This window comes from Kitasatospora sp. NPDC054768, assembly GCF_053612025.1.
The window spans coordinates 1-15547 of sequence record NZ_JBSHBN010000088.1 but is presented as its reverse complement, the minus strand read 5'-3'; the positions used below and the strand labels follow the sequence as shown (position 1 = coordinate 15547).

11 protein-coding genes are annotated in these 15547 nt (G+C 75.8%); 3 read left to right on the top strand and 8 right to left on the bottom strand.

All coding sequences use genetic code 11. The features are described from left to right. Positions 1-224 precede the first annotated feature (224 nt). From ACWGKU_RS24450 to ACWGKU_RS24430, 5 genes are all read right to left on the bottom strand, one after another. Complete coding sequence (locus ACWGKU_RS24450) at positions 225-1676, bottom strand: hypothetical protein (RefSeq protein ID WP_452180104.1); 1452 nt, start codon at positions 1674-1676, stop codon at positions 225-227. Positions 1677-1941: 265 nt separating this feature from the next. After that, entirely contained in the window at positions 1942-4644 is a 2703-nt protein-coding gene (locus tag ACWGKU_RS24445) for an SUKH-4 family immunity protein (protein WP_452191561.1), read from the bottom strand. 85 nt (positions 4645-4729) lie between these two features. Further along, on the bottom strand, positions 4730-5731 hold the full coding sequence (locus ACWGKU_RS24440) for an SMI1/KNR4 family protein (protein ID WP_452180810.1): 1002 nt from the start codon (positions 5729-5731) through the stop codon (positions 4730-4732). A 261-nt stretch (positions 5732-5992) separates the two neighbouring features. After that, positions 5993-7180 (bottom strand): DegT/DnrJ/EryC1/StrS family aminotransferase, encoded by a 1188-nt coding sequence (locus ACWGKU_RS24435; RefSeq protein ID WP_452180811.1) that lies wholly within the window; start codon positions 7178-7180, stop codon positions 5993-5995. Further along, on the bottom strand, positions 7177-8340 hold the full coding sequence (locus ACWGKU_RS24430) for a Gfo/Idh/MocA family protein (protein WP_380539357.1): 1164 nt from the start codon (positions 8338-8340) through the stop codon (positions 7177-7179). The genes ACWGKU_RS24435 and ACWGKU_RS24430 overlap by 4 nt, the downstream gene beginning before the upstream one ends. 366 nt (positions 8341-8706) lie before the next feature. On the opposite strand from ACWGKU_RS24430, the gene ACWGKU_RS24425 reads away from it, so the two are divergent. Both ACWGKU_RS24425 and ACWGKU_RS24420 read left to right on the top strand, forming a co-directional pair. After that, positions 8707-9168 (top strand): YwqJ-related putative deaminase, encoded by a 462-nt coding sequence (locus tag ACWGKU_RS24425; protein WP_452180812.1) that lies wholly within the window; start codon positions 8707-8709, stop codon positions 9166-9168. 60 nt (positions 9169-9228) lie between these two features. Beyond that, on the top strand, positions 9229-9756 hold the full coding sequence (locus ACWGKU_RS24420; RefSeq protein WP_359910060.1) for an SUKH-3 domain-containing protein: 528 nt from the start codon (positions 9229-9231) through the stop codon (positions 9754-9756). Positions 9757-9777: 21 nt separating this feature from the next. Here the strand turns inward: ACWGKU_RS24420 and ACWGKU_RS24415 are convergent, their stop codons facing one another. Then, on the bottom strand, positions 9778-11043 hold the full coding sequence (locus ACWGKU_RS24415; protein ID WP_401052479.1) for a sensor histidine kinase: 1266 nt from the start codon (positions 11041-11043) through the stop codon (positions 9778-9780). Between the two features lie 259 nt (positions 11044-11302). Here ACWGKU_RS24415 and ppc point away from each other — a divergent pair, with 259 nt between their 5' ends. Next, on the top strand, positions 11303-14101 hold the full coding sequence (gene ppc, locus ACWGKU_RS24410; protein ID WP_380358697.1) for a phosphoenolpyruvate carboxylase: 2799 nt from the start codon (positions 11303-11305) through the stop codon (positions 14099-14101). A 178-nt stretch (positions 14102-14279) separates the two neighbouring features. On the opposite strand, the gene ACWGKU_RS24405 is transcribed toward ppc, so the two are convergent. Together ACWGKU_RS24405 and pth are read right to left on the bottom strand one after the other, a co-directional pair. Beyond that, the gene (locus tag ACWGKU_RS24405) at positions 14280-14561 is read right to left on the bottom strand and encodes a hypothetical protein (protein WP_401046708.1); all 282 of its coding nucleotides are present in this window, start codon (positions 14559-14561) and stop codon (positions 14280-14282) included. Between the two features lie 187 nt (positions 14562-14748). After that, positions 14749-15327, bottom strand: coding sequence for an aminoacyl-tRNA hydrolase (gene pth / locus ACWGKU_RS24400; RefSeq protein WP_401046705.1), 579 nt, complete (start codon positions 15325-15327; stop codon positions 14749-14751). Positions 15328-15547: the final 220 nt, after the last annotated feature.

Genomic DNA, 15547 nt, shown 5'->3' with positions numbered 1-15547 from the left:
CTCTTTCGTTCCCGGGGGCCCACCCCGTCGACCGCCGTCCTGTCCCGAAGCCCGCCCGTCCTCCCCGGCCTCCGGCCTCGGCCTGCCCGTCGACCCGGCCCCGAGGGCCCGCCCGTCGACCCGGGCTCCCGCCCGAGGGCCCGGGCGCGGCCGGCACGGCGAAGGCCCCGACCGCCTCTCACCGGGCGGTCGGGGCCTTCGCGGCGCGCGGTCGGGCGCGCCGGTCAGCGGCGGTTGTAGCTCACCGTGTGGGGGGTCGCGTAGTCGCTGCCGTCGTCCACGATGATGATCTTCGGAACGATCCGGGTCTCGGCCTCCGAGGACCGCCCGTCGCCCTTCCCGGCCGCGGCCGGCCCGTCGACCGCCTTCGCCTCGGCCGTTCCCTCGGCCCCAGCCGTCCCCTCGGCCGCTCCCTCGGCCCCAGCCGTCCCCTCGACCGTCTCCTCGGCGGGCGGCGAGGCCGGCTTCGGCGGCACCGGGCCGGTCGCCACGGGCCCGCCGATGGCCCTGGTGGCGCTGCTGCCGACCACCGGCGTCCGCAGCACGGTCGCCGACCTCTCCCGGGCGGGGGCCTTGGCCCCGGCGGGAGCCGCGGGAGTCAGGGTCTTGCGCAGGTCGGCCACCGGGATCTCCCCGGTGTCCGCCTCCGAGTCCACCGGCGAGGCGTCGACGACCGCGTCCGCGACCGCGTCCCGCGGAGCGGGGGGCGCGGGCGCCGCGGCGGGCACGACGGTCCCGACGGAGTCCTGGGCGGCCCGGGCGGCCGCGACGGCGGCCGCCGCCACCTCGGGCTCGATCTGGCCGACCGCCGCCCCGGTGAGCGAGGCCAGCGTGGCCTTGATGTGGTCCAGGTGCTGCTGCACCGTCTCCAGCCGGGTGTCGAACTCGCGCTGCTCGCGCTCGCTCTCCGCGTTGATCTTCTCGGCCTCCCGGCGGGCCTGCTCGACCAGTTGGTCGGCCTTGGCCTGGGCGTCCGTCTCCAGCTGCTTGATCCGGTTCAGCACCGTCTCCCGCTGCTGCTCCGCCTCCTTGACCTTGCGCTCGGCGGTCGCCGAGACCTCGGCGTCCTCGGCGTCGGCCGCGGCCTGGGCGGCGGCGAAGGTCTCGTCGGCCTTGCGGCGCCGGGCGGCCAGCTCGGCCTCGGCCTGCTCGCTGGCCTCGGCGGCGGCCACCCGCACCTTGGCGGCGTACGCGGTCGCGGCGTCCCGCGCGGAACGGCTCTCCCGGTCGGTGTCGGACCGGATGCCCTCGGCCTCGGCCCGGGTCCGCTCCTCGGTGCGGCGGGCGGCCGCGTCCGCGTCGGTACGGGTCGTGGTGCTGTACTCCTTGGCGGCGCGGTCGGCGGCCTGCCCCGCCTCGTAGACCTCGTCCCGCAGGTCCTCGGCGAAGCGCTCGGCCTTCTCCCGGACGGCGCGCGCCTCGTTCTCGGCCATCGCGGCCAGTCCGGCGGCCTGCTCGCTGAGTACCTGGTAGTCGGGTTCCGGGGCCTCCTCGGCAGTCCGGCGGATGTCGGCCAGCCGGGCCTCCATCTGCCGGATGCCGGCGCCCAGGACGCTCAACCGTTCCCACGCCTCGTCACGCTGCGCGGTGAGGGCGGCGAGGGCTCGGTCGACCTGCTCGGGCACGTAGCCACGGCGGGCCTGGGTGAAGCCGTACTGGGGGACGGCGTCGCTCATGGGCTCTTCCCCTCGTTTCGCGGGCTGCGGAGCCCATGATCGGACGGAACGGACGGATCCGGAACCGGTTCGGTGCCCCGGGCCGGATTCCGTCGTCGTGCGGACCGGAATATGTCGAGGACGAGACGAATAGACCCATCCTCTTGACCTATTTTGCGCAGATCTGGGCGAAACCCCAACGAGGCACAGCTGCGGAGGCATGCCGGAGGGGCCGTTCCGGGCACCGGAACGACCCCTCCCACCTGCGAGGACCTGCGACGGTCCGCTACAGCAGGCCGTCCCAGAACTGCTCCAGCAGCACGGCCCACCAGGTGTCCGCGTTCTGCAGGGCCGCCGGGTCGATCGCGGCGAGCTGGGCCTGGAAGTCGGTCGTCCAGCGACCGGCCTGGTCCGGGGTCAGCCCGTACCGCAGCCGCCACATCCGGCCCAGCAGGGCCATCGAGCGGACGAACTCCGGTACACCGCTGTTGACGAACCGGGGCGGCTGACCGGTTCCATCGATGTCCACGGCCACCACGTGCGCGGTGCCGTACTGGACGCACAGCTGCCGTCCGTAGTCGTTGCCCAGCACCAGGTAGCCGCCGAAGTCCGGGCCCGCGGCCAGGCCGCGCTCGGCGGCCAGCTCGGCGAGCGTCGGGATCGGGCGGCCCTCCTGCGCCTGCGCCCAGAAGAACGGCCCGAAGTCGCGCGGCAGCCCGGCCCACATCAGGGTCTGGGACACCGGCTCGGGCACGCCCTGGCGGGAGACGGCGCGCTGCTCGTACCGGAACAGGTTCTGCCCGAAGGCGGCGCCGGTCTCCTGGGCGAGCTGCTGCGGCGGGAGCGGCGGCAGCGCCTGGACCGTCCCGGGCGCGGGCGGCGGCACCCGGAACGGGCGGACCCGCTGGGCGCCGGACGCCAGCTGGTGCAGCTCGTCCAGGTGGTCGAGCAGCTCGGCCATCCCGGCCTGCCGGGACGCGTGGTCGCGGCCGTACGGGGCGGTGTGGGTGAGCCGGACGTTCGGCCAGGACGCGGCGATCATGCGGTTGCAGTAGCCGCCCGGCAGGTCGCACGACTCCAGCTCGGTGTAGAGCTCCAGCACCTGCTCCGGCGGCACGTTGAGCCGGCGCAGGTCCTGCAGGATCTTCCACTCCGGGTGCGGGGTGCCGGGCTCGCTGCGGTGCAGCAGCTTCTGCTCCGAGCCGTCCGGGCCCCGGTAGCTGAGCGCGGCGAAGTACCCCGGGCCGACCGCGGGCACCCCCGGGGGCACCGGCGCGGCCTGCGGCGAACCGGGCACCGCCGGCGGGACGACCCCCGCGGCACCGCCCGTGTTCGGGTAGCCGTAGCCGGCCGCGGGCGCGGCGGGGGCCGCCGGGCCGCCGGGCGGCGGCGGGACGGCGGGACCGCCGGACGGCGGGGTGCCCGGGTCCGCCGGGCCGCCCAGCAGCGCCGGGTCGATCGCACCCGCCAGCTGGGTCGCCTCGTACGCCGTACCGGAGGCGGGCGGGCCGGCGGACGGCGCGCCCTGCGGGGCCGGCAGGGCCTCGCCACCGCGCAGGCCCGCCGGGGGCGGAGGCGGCGGGGCGGAGGCCGCGCCGCGGCCGCCGGAGCCGACCGGGGCGGCGACGGGCGTACCGGAGCCCGGAGTGTGCTTCAGCCCGGCCGGCGGGGGCGGCGGCGGGCCCGAACCCGCACCGCGTCCGAGTCCGGCGGGGGCGGCGCCCGCACCGGGGGCACCGGCGGGGCCACCGCGCAGCGCGGCCGGCGGGGGCGGCGGCGGGACCGAGCCGGCCCCGCGTCCGAGTCCGCCCTGCGGCGCGGCGCCCTCCGGGGCGCCGGGGACCGGGGCACCGGGCAGGCCGGCGAGGCCGGGCATGCCGCCCGGCGGGGCCAGCATCGTCGGGGCGTGCTCCGCCTGCGGTCCAGTGGCGGGCGGGGCGGCCGGGGCACCCGGCAGGCCCATCAGCCCGGGCATGGCGTCCGGCGAGGCGAGCAGGGTCGGCGCCGGCTCGGCGGCCGGGGCGGGTGCCGGGGCCACCGGGGCCGGCGGGGCGGGCGGGGCGGCCGGCGGCTCGGCGAACGGCGGGACCGGGGGCATGCCGTGGCCGCCGCTCGTCGGCGGCATCAGCATGGTCGCGGCCTCGGCACCCGCCGGCGCGGCGGGCTCGGGCAGGTCCGAGCCGGTGATCCGCAGCCCCTCGGGCATCAGGACGGTGGCGGCGTCGCCCCCGTCCGACGGGCCCGGCACACCAGGAACACCGGGCACACCGGGCGCGACGGGCGCGACCGGAGCCACGGGCGGCGGCACCGGCGCGACGGCCTGCGGCTGCGGCGAGGGCTGCGGAGCGACGACCGGCTCCTCGTGCCCGGGCGGCGGCGCGAGCATGGTGGGCGCGTCCCCGGCGGGCCGGCCGGAGACCGGCGGCTCGGTCAGCACGGCCGGGGCGGGCAGCGGCGCGGGAACGGGCTGCGGCGCCGGAACGGGCCGCTCCTCGACGGGCGTGGCAGCGGCGGCGCCGGGCATGGCAGCGGCAGCATCGGCCGCGACCGGGGCCTCGGCACCCTGCGGCCCGGCCGGGGCCGTCCCGAGCCGCTCCGCCTCCGCCGCGATCGCCGCGGCCCCCGCCTCCTGGAGCCACTGCGGCGGGCTGAGCAGGAAGGAGGTGGCCTCCACCGGTCCGGGCGCGGGCTTCGCCGCCCCGGCCGGGTTGGCCGCCACCGGCCGCCCGTAGACCTCCTCGTACTGCCGGACCACCTCGTTGACGGGCAGCGCGGGCCACAGCGTGCTGGCGCCCGAGTCCCGGGCGATCACCAGCCGTGCCTCCCCCGTGCCGCCGCCCGTGCCCTCGGCCGGGCCCGCGGGCGCCACCGCCCAGCAGACGAAGCCCAGGTCGAACTCCCGGACCCGCACCTCGCGCTGCTGCGAGCGCGGCACCCCGCCGTTGATCCACTCCTCGGCGAGCTCCTGCGCCTGCGCGTACGTCACCACGCCCGGTTCACCCCTGTCCGCATCCTCTTCGTCCCCCGTTCCACCGACACCACCGACACCACCGCGACCACCGCGACCACGCGCCTCAGCCCACCGGGACGGCCCGGGCGAACCCGCCGTCCACCATCAGCTCCGCGACCGTCTCCAGCTCCGGCGGGCTGCCCGCCAACCGCAGCAGGAAGGCGTCGAAGTCCTCGCCGCAGGGCAGCAGCAGCCGGGCGCAGCGGTCCTCCGGGGCCTCCGGGGCACCGGTGTCGCGGGCGTCGTCGTGCAGGTGGAACCAGACCGAGCCGGTCCGCTCGCCGCGCACCTTGAGCGCGACCAGGCCGCCCTGGGCGTAGGCGACGGCCAGGTAGTCCTTGGTGAGGTGGTCGCGCAGGCACTTGTTGGTGTACACGACGTCCGCGGTGCCGTACTCCTCGGTGAGCGTCAGGAAGGGCTGGTCGAGCAGCAGTCCGAGCTCGGTGTCCAGCGCCACGCCGACCGGGGTGCGGCCGCCGCCCAGCTTGAGGAAGGTGCGGTAGGCGTCGGGCAGCCGGTAGCCGAGGCGCTGCTCGGCGCGCTGCACGAGGTCCTCGGGGACGCCGATCGGGTCGCCGCCGTCCCCGGCCAGCGAGAAGTGCACCGCCCGGCGCTCCTGCAGGGGGCGGGTGCCGCGGCGGGTGTGGTCGGCGGCGGAGGTGGCCAGGCCGCCGTGGTGCCGCAGCAGCGCCTTGACCTCGACCGGCACGAGCTCCATCCGCCGCCAGCCGGGGGCGGCCCGGCCGACCGCGTGGTGCCAGGTCCAGCCGGGCGGGGTGGCGACGGCGGTCGAGAGGTCGGCCCAGAGCGGGTGGCCCTGGGTGTAGAGCGCGGCGTTGGCCGACACGTAGTCGGTCAGTCGCAGCTCGTCCACGCCGAAGCCCTCCGGCGGGTCGGCCACCTCGGCCGCGGCGGCGGCGTACGGGCCGAAGTCCGGAAAGCCGTACTCGTCCACCCTGACCCCGGCGGGGTGCCGCTCCGCGCGGACCGGGTCCGGGAACTGCACCACCTGACCTGCGTACGCCGCGTTCGGTGCGGCGGCGACGCCGGGCCGACCTGTCGTCATCTGGGAGCCCCCACTGGCTGCTGCAAATACGGTGCCTGCTGGGCACCAGCCTAGGGCCTGCCTTCAACCCCCCGTCCGTCAGGCGGACGACGGGGGAGCGACGGCGGGTCCCGGGGGCGGCGCACGGCCGGGACCTCGCCCGGAGCCCTGCCCGGACCACGCCCGAAGCCTTGCCCGGCCCCGCCCGGAGCCTTGCCCGGCCCTCGCCCGGAGCCGCGCCCGGAGCCTTGCCGGGAGCCGCGCCCGGGAGCGTCCCCGACGTCACAACCGCACGCCCAGCGCCCGCGCCAGCGCCTCGGCCACCCGCAGCTGCCCGGCCTCGGTGAGGTGGGGGTGCAGCGGCAGGCTGAGCAGTTCGCGGGCGGCCCGCTCGGCGACCGGGAACGTCCCTTCGCGGTGGCCGAGGTGATGGAACGCGGGTTGCCGGTGGACCGGCACCGGGTAGTGCACCCCGGCGCCGATCCCGGCCGCGTGCAGTTCGGCCAGCACCGCGTCGCGGTCCCGGCCGGGGCCGATCCGTACCGGGTACAGGTGCCGGACGTGCTCGTTGCCGGGCGCGGTGCGGGGCAGGGCGAGCCCGTCCAGCCCGCCCAGCAGCTCGTCGTAGCGGGCGGCGGCGGCCCGGCGGGCGGCGTTCCAGGCGGGCAGCCGGCGCAGCTTGGCGCGCAGCACGACGGCCTGCAGCGCGTCCAGCCGGGAGTTGAAGCCGAACCGTTCGTGCCGGTACCGGTCGCGGGCGCCGTGGTCGCCGATCAGCCGGACGGCGTCGGCCAGGGCGTCGTCGTCGGTGAGCACCGCCCCGGCGTCGCCATAGGCGCCGAGGTTCTTGCCCGGGTAGAAGCTGGTGGCCGCGATCCGCCCGTACCGGCTCCGCCCGTGCTGCCGGGCGCCCTGGGACTGCGCCGCGTCCTCCACCACCGGCCGTCCGTCGGCCGCCGCCAGCAGCGGCCCCATCGGGGCGAGTTGGCCGAAGAGGTGGACGGGCAGCAGCGCGGCCGCGCCGGGCAGCGCGGCGGCGGCCCGCTCCGGGTCCATCAGCAGGTACTCCGGGTCGGCGTCGACCAGCACCGGGCGCAGCCCGGCCCGCAGCACGGCCTCGACGGTGGCGACGAAGGTGTTGGCGGGCAGCACCACCCCGCTGCCGGGCGGCAGGCCCAGGGCGCGCAGGGCCAGTTCGAGGGCGTCGGTGCCGTTGGCGGCGCCCACGCAGTGCCGGACACCGGCGAAGGCCGCGTACTCACGCTCGAAGGCGGCCACCTCGGGGCCCTTGACGAAGGCTCCGGAGGCGAGCACCCGGTCGAAGCCGGCCCGCACCTCGTCCGCCACCTCGGCGTGTGCCGCCGCCAGATCGACCAGCGGGACGCCCTCCCGCGCCGGATCCCGTGCCGCGCCCCGGCGCACCGGCCCGCGCACCGGCCCGCGCACCGGCCCGCGCACCGGCCCGCTCACCGGGCGACCTCCGCCCCGGTCCGGACCGCCGCGCCCACCGGGACGGTGGCGCCGCCGAGTTCGAGACTGAGCGAGGCCGCCTCCAGCAGCTGCAGCACCCGCACCCCGGCCCGGCCGTCGGTGAGCGGGGCCCGGCCCTCGGTGATGGCGGCCGCGAACTCGGCCATCACGTTGCGCAGCGCCTCCTGCTCGACCAGCGCGGGCGCGACCATCTCGCCGACCCGGTAGGAGATCAGCGCCCGGTGCCGGATCGCGTCGGTCAGCCGGTCGGGCGGGGTGAGGTCGACCCCGCGGTCGTGCACGGCCAGCCGGGCCTGCGGGTTGAGGTCGTCCCAGACCAGGGTGCGCCGCGAGCCGCCGATCAGGGTGGTGCGGACCTTGGTCGGGGAGAGCCAGTTGACGTGGCAGTGCGCCAGCGCGCCGTTGCTGAGCCGGACCGTCAGGTACGCGACGCAGGCGCGGCCGGCCCCGATCGGGTCGGCGCCCTGGGCGGACACCCCGACCGGCTCGACCCCGGGCGGCAGCACGAAGTCCAGGATCGACAGGTCGTGCGGGGCGAGGTCCCACAGCACGTCCACGTCCGGCTGCACCAGGCCGAGGTTGATCCGCACCGAGTCGAAGAACTGGACGTCCCCGATGTCCCCGCCGTGGACCAGTTCGCGGATCCGCCGCACCGCCGGGGTGTAGCAGAAGGTGTGGTCGCACATCAGCACCAGCCCGCGCCGCTCGGCCAGGTCGACCAGTTCCTCGGCCTCGGCGGCGGAGGTGGTGATCGGCTTCTCCACCAGGACGTGCTTGCCGGCCTCCAGGGCCGCCCGCACCAGCGCGTAGTGGGCGCCCGCCGGCGTCGCCACCGCGACCGCGCCGACCCGCCCGTCCGCCAGTACCCGCCGGTAGCTGTCGGTCACCCCGACGGTGCTGTACTCCCCCAGCACCGCCCGGGCCTTGGCCTCGTCCAGGTCGCACAGCCAGTGCAGCCGCAGCGCCGGGGTGTGCTGCGCGTTGCGGACCAGCTTCGGGCCCCAGTAGCCGGCCCCGACCACGGCCAGCCCCACCGGGTGTTCGGGCACCGGCCGGGGCGGCTCGTCCGGTGCGGGCACGTGTCCGCCCGGTGCCTGGTTGGCGGTCTGCCAGTGCTCGTCCTGCGGTTCCGACGTCATCGCACGAGCCCCTTCGCTCAGCGCCGGGGCGGGCGACAGGCCTTCCCCGGCGGCCTCAACGTCCGGCGCGGGCACCGGAGTCGGGCTGCCGGCGGCTGTCCGCACGGTCGGCCGCGTCCCCTTCGGCTCGCTGCCGGAACGGTACCGGCCGGGCACCGGGCCCGGGGGCCGTTTCGGTAGATCGGCGGACAAGTCATGACGGGCGGGTGCGCGTTCGGCCGGCATCGGGCGACCGCCGGCCGGCCCGCCGCGGCACCGGCCGCCGCCGCACCCCGGTTGTGCGGTTGTCAGTACCGTTTGACAGGCTTGCCCCGGACCGGCCCGGTCACTCCGGCCGATGCCGGGTTACGAGGAGGAGGACGACGGATGACCACCGGTGAGCCGGCGGGCCCGCCCGTGCTGCGCCACCACCGCGACAGCCTGCTGCCCGCCGTCGCCGCCGCGCTGTCGCTCAAGGGCGGCGAGGTGCACACCCTGGCGGGCGACAAGGACCCGCGCCGCCCGGCGCTGCACCACCTGGTCGCCGACTTCCTGGACACCCTGCCGGCGGAGGCCCGCGAACGGTTCACCGGCCGCTGCCCGGAGGCCGTCCTGCTCTCCCAGTACCTGGCCGCGGTCGACGGCCGGCGCTCCAAGCGCGCCGCCCGCAAGCCGATGACCGTGCAGGAGGCCCGAAAGTCGCTCAAGGGCGCCCGGATGACGACCGTGCGCATCCGCGAGGAGGACGACCCGGCGCACGGCAGCCACGCCCCGCCGTGCCGCTCCTGCGCTCCGATGCTGGAGCACTTCACCGTACGCAGCGTCGCCGTCGGGCCGCCCGCGCACTGACCGGCCGAGCGCCGGCACGTTCCCCGTCCCCCAGCCCTGGAGTCCGTCCTGAACCCGCCGATCCCGTCCCCACCGGCCACCCTCTCCCCCGCCGGCACCCGGACCCGCCCGCGCTTCCCCGCCGACGTCGCCGCCGAGCTCAAGGCGGCCGGCTGGCACCCCGGCCGCTGGGAGATCCGGCAGGCCGAGGAGTGGGCCGACGCCCTGGCCGGGTACGGCGCGCCCGCCGGCGTACGGCACGCGGTGTTCCCGGCGGCGGTGGAGGCCTGGGCCGAGTTCGGCGGCCTCGCCTTCGACCTGTCCGGCCCGGGCCGCCAGCTGGCCCGCACCCCGTTCCTGATCGACCCGCTGTGCGGGCTGCACCAGCCGCGCACCCTGCTCGACCTGGGCCGGGCGCTGGGCACCCGGCTGGCCCCGCTCGGCGAGGAGGCGTACGGGCAGGCGCTGCTGGCCGTCGACGAGGAGGGCCGGGTCTACAGCCTGGACCACACCGGCGAGTGGTTCCTCGGCCACGGCATCGACCAGGCGATCTCCACCCTCGTCCTGGGCACCGCCCCCGAGCGGCTGCGCACCGCCGAGGAGTACTGACGGCCGGGGGCCGGGGACGGCTCAGCGCAGCCGCTCGGCCCGCACCGCCAGCCGGGACGGCAGCACCGCCTCGATCCGGAACCCGCCGTCCGCCTCCGGCCCGGAGGAGAAGGTGCCGCCCAGCGCGATCACCCGCTCCCGCATCCCGACCAGCCCGTTGCCGCCGCTGGGCAGCTTCGCCGCGCCCCGCTCCCCGCCGGGGCAGGCGTTCACCACGGCCACCCGCACCCCGTTCGGCGCGTACGAGAGCAGGACCGACACCTGGGCGCCGCCCGCGTGCTTGTGCGCGTTGGTCAGGCCCTCCTGGACGACCCGGTAGGCGGTCTGCTCGGCCTCACCGGTGAACTCCTGCCGGCTGCCGCTGACCGTCAGGGTCACCGCCATCCCGGCCGCGCGGGACTGGTCGACCAGCCGCGGCAGCCCGGCCAGCGAGTCCGGCTCCGGCTGCCGTTCGTCGTCCATCCGCAGCACCCCGAGGATCTCGCGCAGTTCGTTCAGCGCCTGCCGGCCCACCTCGCCCATCAGCTTGGCGCTCTGCGCCGCCTTGTCCGGATCCTTGCCGGCGATCCGCTCCAGCGCCCCGGCGTGCACCACCATCAGGGACACCCGGTGCGCCACCACGTCGTGCATCTCCCGGGCGATCCGGGTGCGCTCCTCCAGCCGGGCCCGGCGGGCGCGCTCCTGCGCCTGCTCGGCCAGCAGGTCCAGCTCGGTCTCCAGGCCGTGGGCGCGGTCCTTGAGCGACTCGATCAGCCGCCGCCGCGCGCCGACGTACAGTCCGGTCACCACCGGGGCGACGGTCAGCCCGACCGACACCAGCAGCGACAGCAGGATCTGACCCCACAGCGGCGGCGGGTCCATCATGTCGCCGGGCGTCATCAGCGACACCGCCATCACCGCGGCCGCCTCGGCGAAGGCCAGCCCGGACAGCGCCACCACCCGGCGCCGGCGCGAGGGCCACTCCCAGGTCGAGGCCAGCGTGTACAGCGCCACCACCAGCAGCACCACGCCCAGCATGCCGGGCATCACCAGCAGCGTCACCAGTACCGGGACGGCCGGCCAGCGCCGGCGCACCACCAGCGAGCCGCCGGCCAGCGTGCCGAGCACGGCTATGCCGACCGCTCCCGCGGTGCTGACGTGTATCCGGGCGGAGAGGAAGGCGATCGTGCTGGCCGCGCACTCCACCGCGGCGAGCAGCCCCAGCCCGACGTCCAGGAAGACGCTGCGCGGCCGCTTCCACCACCAGAACCACCGGACCGGCATGCGCTCCCCAGGCGACTTGCTCATGCCCCACAGCGTAAGCGGCAACCCCCTCCCCTCCCCACCGGGATCTCCCGGCACACCCCCCGAAGCCGTCAAGTGGTCCAGACCACAGGTGGTTTTCGGCAGCCCTGTCCGCCATCCGGCCACCTCGCGGACAGCACCCGCCCCGACACCTATGCTGGTCGCGTCGGACAGCGCGGTCCGCACGCGTCACACCCGCCACACCCGTGTGGACCTGTGACGATGAGCCGTTGCCGAACCCCACCACCAGAGGGAGCCAGCCGTGACCGCTCCGGTCCCCACCCCGGCGGACAGCCCCACGCCCGTCGTCGCCGACAATGCCGCCCTGCGTGCGGACATCCGACGCCTCGGCGACCTGCTGGGCGAGACGCTGGTCCGCCAGGAGGGCCCCCAGCTGCTGGGCCTGGTCGAACAGGTCCGCCTGCTGAGCCGCACCGACGGCGAGGCCACCGCCGAACTCCTCTCCGACATCGACCTGGACACCGCCGCCAAGCTGGTCCGGGCGTTCTCCACCTACTTCCACCTCGCCAACGTCACCGAGCAGGTGCACCGCGGCCGCGAGCTCGCCACCCGCCGCGCCCGGGAGGGCTCGCTGCTCGCGCAGACCGCCGACCAGCTCGCCGAGGCCGACCCCAAGCACCTCCAGGACACCCTGGCCCACCTCGCGGTCCGCCCGGTCTTCACCGCGCACCCCACCGAGGCCGCCCGCCGCAGCGTCCTCAACAAGCTGCGCCGGATCGGCGAGCTCCTCGACCGCATCCACCGCGACGAGGTCACCTCCGGCCTGGCCGCCGCCGACCAGGCCCGCACCAGCAGCGCCAAGCGCTCCGCCGACCGCCGCCTGGCCGAGGTCATCGACCTGCTCTGGCAGACCGACGAGCTGCGCATCGCCCGCCCCGAGCCCACCGACGAGGCCCGCAACGCCGTCTACTACCTGGACGAGCTCTACCGCGAGGCCGTCCCCGAGGTCCTGGAGGAGCTGCACGAGGAGCTCGCCCGGGTCGGCCTGGGCCTGCCCGACGGCGTGCGGCCGCTCACCTTCGGCACCTGGATCGGCGGCGACCGCGACGGCAACCCCAACGTCACCCCGCAGGTCACCTGGGACGTCCTCAACCTCCAGCACGAGTACGGCATCAAGGACGCGCTCTCCGCGATCGACGACCTGCGCAACACGCTCTCCACCTCCGAGCGGCTGGCCGGCGCCTCGGTCGAACTGCTCGCCTCGCTCAACACCGATCTGCACCTGCTCCCCGAACTCAGCCCGCGCTACAAGCGGATGAACGCCGAGGAGCCCTACCGCCTCAAGGCCACCTGCATCCGGCTCAAGCTGGAGAACACCCGCGAGCGGCTGGCCGGCGGCACCCCGCACGTCGAGGGCCGCGACTACCTCGGCACCCGCGAGCTGATCGCCGACCTGCGGCTGATCCAGGACTCGCTGCGCGCCCACCGCGGCGAGCTCATCGCCGACGGCCGCCTCGCCCGCGCCATCCGCACCGTCGAGGCCTTCGGCCTGCAGCTCGCCACCATGGACGTGCGCGAACACGCCGAGGCCCACCACCACGCCCTCGGCCAGCTCTTCGACCGGCTCGGCGAGGAGGCCTGGCGCTACGCCGACATGCCCCGCGAGTACCGGCAGAAGCTGCTCGCCAAGGAACTCCGCTCGCGCCGCCCGCTCGCCCCCACCCCGGCCCCGCTGGACGAGGCCGGCACCAAGACCCTCGGCGTGTTCAACACGATCCGCCAGGGCTTCGAGCGCTTCGGCGACGAGATCGTCGAGAGCTACATCATCTCCATGTGCCAGGGTGCCGACGACGTCTTCGCGGCCACCGTGCTGGCCCGCGAGGCCGGTCTGATCGACCTGCACGCCGGCATCGCCAAGATCGGCATCGTGCCGCTGCTGGAGACCACCGACGAACTCCAGCAGGCCGACCGCATCCTCGACGAGATGCTCTCCGACCCGTCCTACCGCCTGCTCGTCTCGCTGCGCGGCGACGTCCAGGAGGTCATGCTCGGCTACTCCGACTCCTCCAAGTTCGGCGGCATCACCACCTCCCAGTGGGAGATCCACCGCGCCCAGCGCCGCCTGCGCGACGTCGCCCACCGCTACGGCATCCGGCTGCGCCTGTTCCACGGCCGCGGCGGCACCGTCGGCCGCGGCGGCGGCCCCTCGCACGAGGCCATCCTGGCCCAGCCCTGGGGCACCCTGGAGGGCGAGATCAAGGTCACCGAGCAGGGCGAGGTCATCTCCGACAAGTACCTGCTCCCCTCGCTCGCCCGGGAGAACCTGGAGCTGACCATCTCCGCCACGCTCTCCGCCTCCGCGCTGCACACCGCCCCGCGCCAGGCCCCCGAGTCGCTGGCCCGCTGGGACGCCGCGATGGACCAGGTCTCCGAGGCCGCCCACACCGCCTACCGCGGCCTGGTCGAGCAGGAGGACCTGCCAAAGTACTTCTTCGCCGCCACCCCGGTCGACCAGCTCGCCTCGCTGCACCTGGGCTCCCGCCCGTCCCGCCGCCCCGACTCCGGCGCCGGCCTGGACGGCCTGCGGGCCATCCCGTGGGTGTTCGGCTGGACCCAGTCCCGGCAGATCGTCCCCGGCTGGTTCGGCGTCGGCTCCGGCCTCGCGGCCGCCCGCGCGGCGGGCCTCGGCGGCGTGCTGGACGAGATGTACGGCGAGTGGCACTTCTTCCGCAACTTCCTGTCCAACGTCGCCATGACGCTGGCCAAGACCGACCTGCGGATCGCCCAGCACTACGTCGAGCAGCTGGTGCCCGGCGAACTGCGCCACGTCTTCGACGAGATCAAGGCCGAGCACGCGCTCACCCTGCGCGAGGTGCTGCGGCTCACCGGCGAGAACGAACTGCTCGAGCACAACCCGGTGTTGAAGCAGACCTTCGCCGTCCGCGACGCCTACCTCGACCCGATCTCCTACCTCCAGGTCGCGCTGCTGCGCCGCCAGCGCGAGGAGCTCTCGGCCGGGCGCCAGGACGACCCGCTGCGCGCCCGCGCGCTGCTGCTGACCGTCAACGGCATCGCCGCCGGCCTGCGCAACACCGGCTGACGGCCGCCCGAGAACGGCCGATGGGCCGGTGTCCCGTCCGGGACACCGGCCCATCGCCGTGAGGCTCCCGCTCCGCACGGAGGGGGTGCTGCTCAGTGCGGAACTCCCGCTCCGCACAGGGGTCCTGATCCGCGCGGGGGTCCTGATCCGCGCAGGGATGCTGATCCGCGCGGGGGTGCTACTCCGCCACCTCGCCCGCGCGCCTGCGCTTCAGCCACAGCGCCGCGCCGCCGGCCGCCACCACCAGGCCGCCGCCGACCGCCAGCAGCCCGGCGTCGGGGCCCATCGAATCGCCGAGCACCGGGCCGAACTGCGCCGCCGCCGGCTCCGGGGAGACCGCCGGGTCCGACTCGGCCACCGGCTCCGCGTGCGCCAGCGCACCGCCCGACAGCAGGACGCCGGCCACCCCCAGCGCACCGGCCGTACCGACCCGCCGCCCGAGCCGCTTCAGCCCGGCCACCCGGCTCCACCGCGCTCGGCGGACCGGACGCAATCCCCGCATCGAGAACTCCCCAGGACTCGTTCGCGTACCAAGCCGACGCTATCCGATCCCGCACGGGGTTCTCACACCGAATCAGGTGTGGACGGGCAAGCGTTGTACGACCGTTGCGTACCCGCACACGGTCCTGACGGACGGTCAGCGGCGATCAGGAGTTGTACGTGCCCTGGGCCCGCTCCAGCCCCTCGGACAGCAGCGCCTCCACCGCGTCCGCCGAGCGGTCCACGAACCACTCCAGCTCCTTGCGCTCGGTCGAGGAGAAGTCCTTCAGCACGAAGTCCGCGACCTCCATCCGGCCCGGCGGACGGCCGATCCCGCAGCGCACCCGGTGGTAGTCCGGGCCCAGCGACTTGGTGATCGACTTCAGGCCGTTGTGGCCGTTGTCCCCGCCGCCCAGCTTCAGCCGCAGCTCCGCGTAGTCGATGTCCAGCTCGTCGTGGACCGCGATCAGCGCCGAGGCCGGCACCTTGTAGAAGTCGCGCAGCGCCGTCACCGGCCCGCCGGAGAGGTTCATGAAGGACATCGGCTTGGCCAGCACCACCCGCTTGCCCGCCAGCCGTCCCTCGGCCACCTGCGCCCGGCTCTTGTGCGCCTTGAACCTGGCGCCCATCCGCTGCGCCAGCAGGTCCACCACCATGAAGCCGATGTTGTGCCGGTTCCGGGCGTACTGCTCCCCGGGGTTGCCCAGCCCCGCCACCAGCCAGGGGCCGTCGTAGTCCTCGCTCATGCGCCCACCTCGCTGCGCTCGGCGGCCGCTTCGCGGACCGCGCACCTCTCCATGGCTCGCTCGCTGCGCTCGCTCACGCTTCTCTCCTCGCCTTCGCGCTCGACGTCATCATCCCGGACACACCGCTGCCCCGGTCGCTCCAGCGGGAGCGACCGGGGGACCGGTCTCAGCAATTTGGCGACCCGTTGCTCAGTCCTAGGTGCCCTCGGCCTCGGCGGGC

Excerpts from the sequence above, each read along its gene's own strand:
- ACWGKU_RS24425 (WP_452180812.1), top strand. The coding sequence starts at position 8,707 with ATGACCACCGGTGAGCCGGCGGGCCCGCCCGTGCTGCGCCACCACCGC.
- ACWGKU_RS24450 (WP_452180104.1), bottom strand. The coding sequence starts at position 1,676 with ATGAGCGACGCCGTCCCCCAGTACGGCTTCACCCAGGCCCGCCGTGGC.
- pth (WP_401046705.1), bottom strand. The coding sequence starts at position 15,327 with ATGAGCGAGGACTACGACGGCCCCTGGCTGGTGGCGGGGCTGGGCAAC.
- ACWGKU_RS24440 (WP_452180810.1), bottom strand. The coding sequence starts at position 5,731 with ATGACGACAGGTCGGCCCGGCGTCGCCGCCGCACCGAACGCGGCGTAC.
- ACWGKU_RS24430 (WP_380539357.1), bottom strand. The coding sequence starts at position 8,340 with ATGACGTCGGAACCGCAGGACGAGCACTGGCAGACCGCCAACCAGGCA.
- ACWGKU_RS24415 (WP_401052479.1), bottom strand. The coding sequence starts at position 11,043 with ATGAGCAAGTCGCCTGGGGAGCGCATGCCGGTCCGGTGGTTCTGGTGG.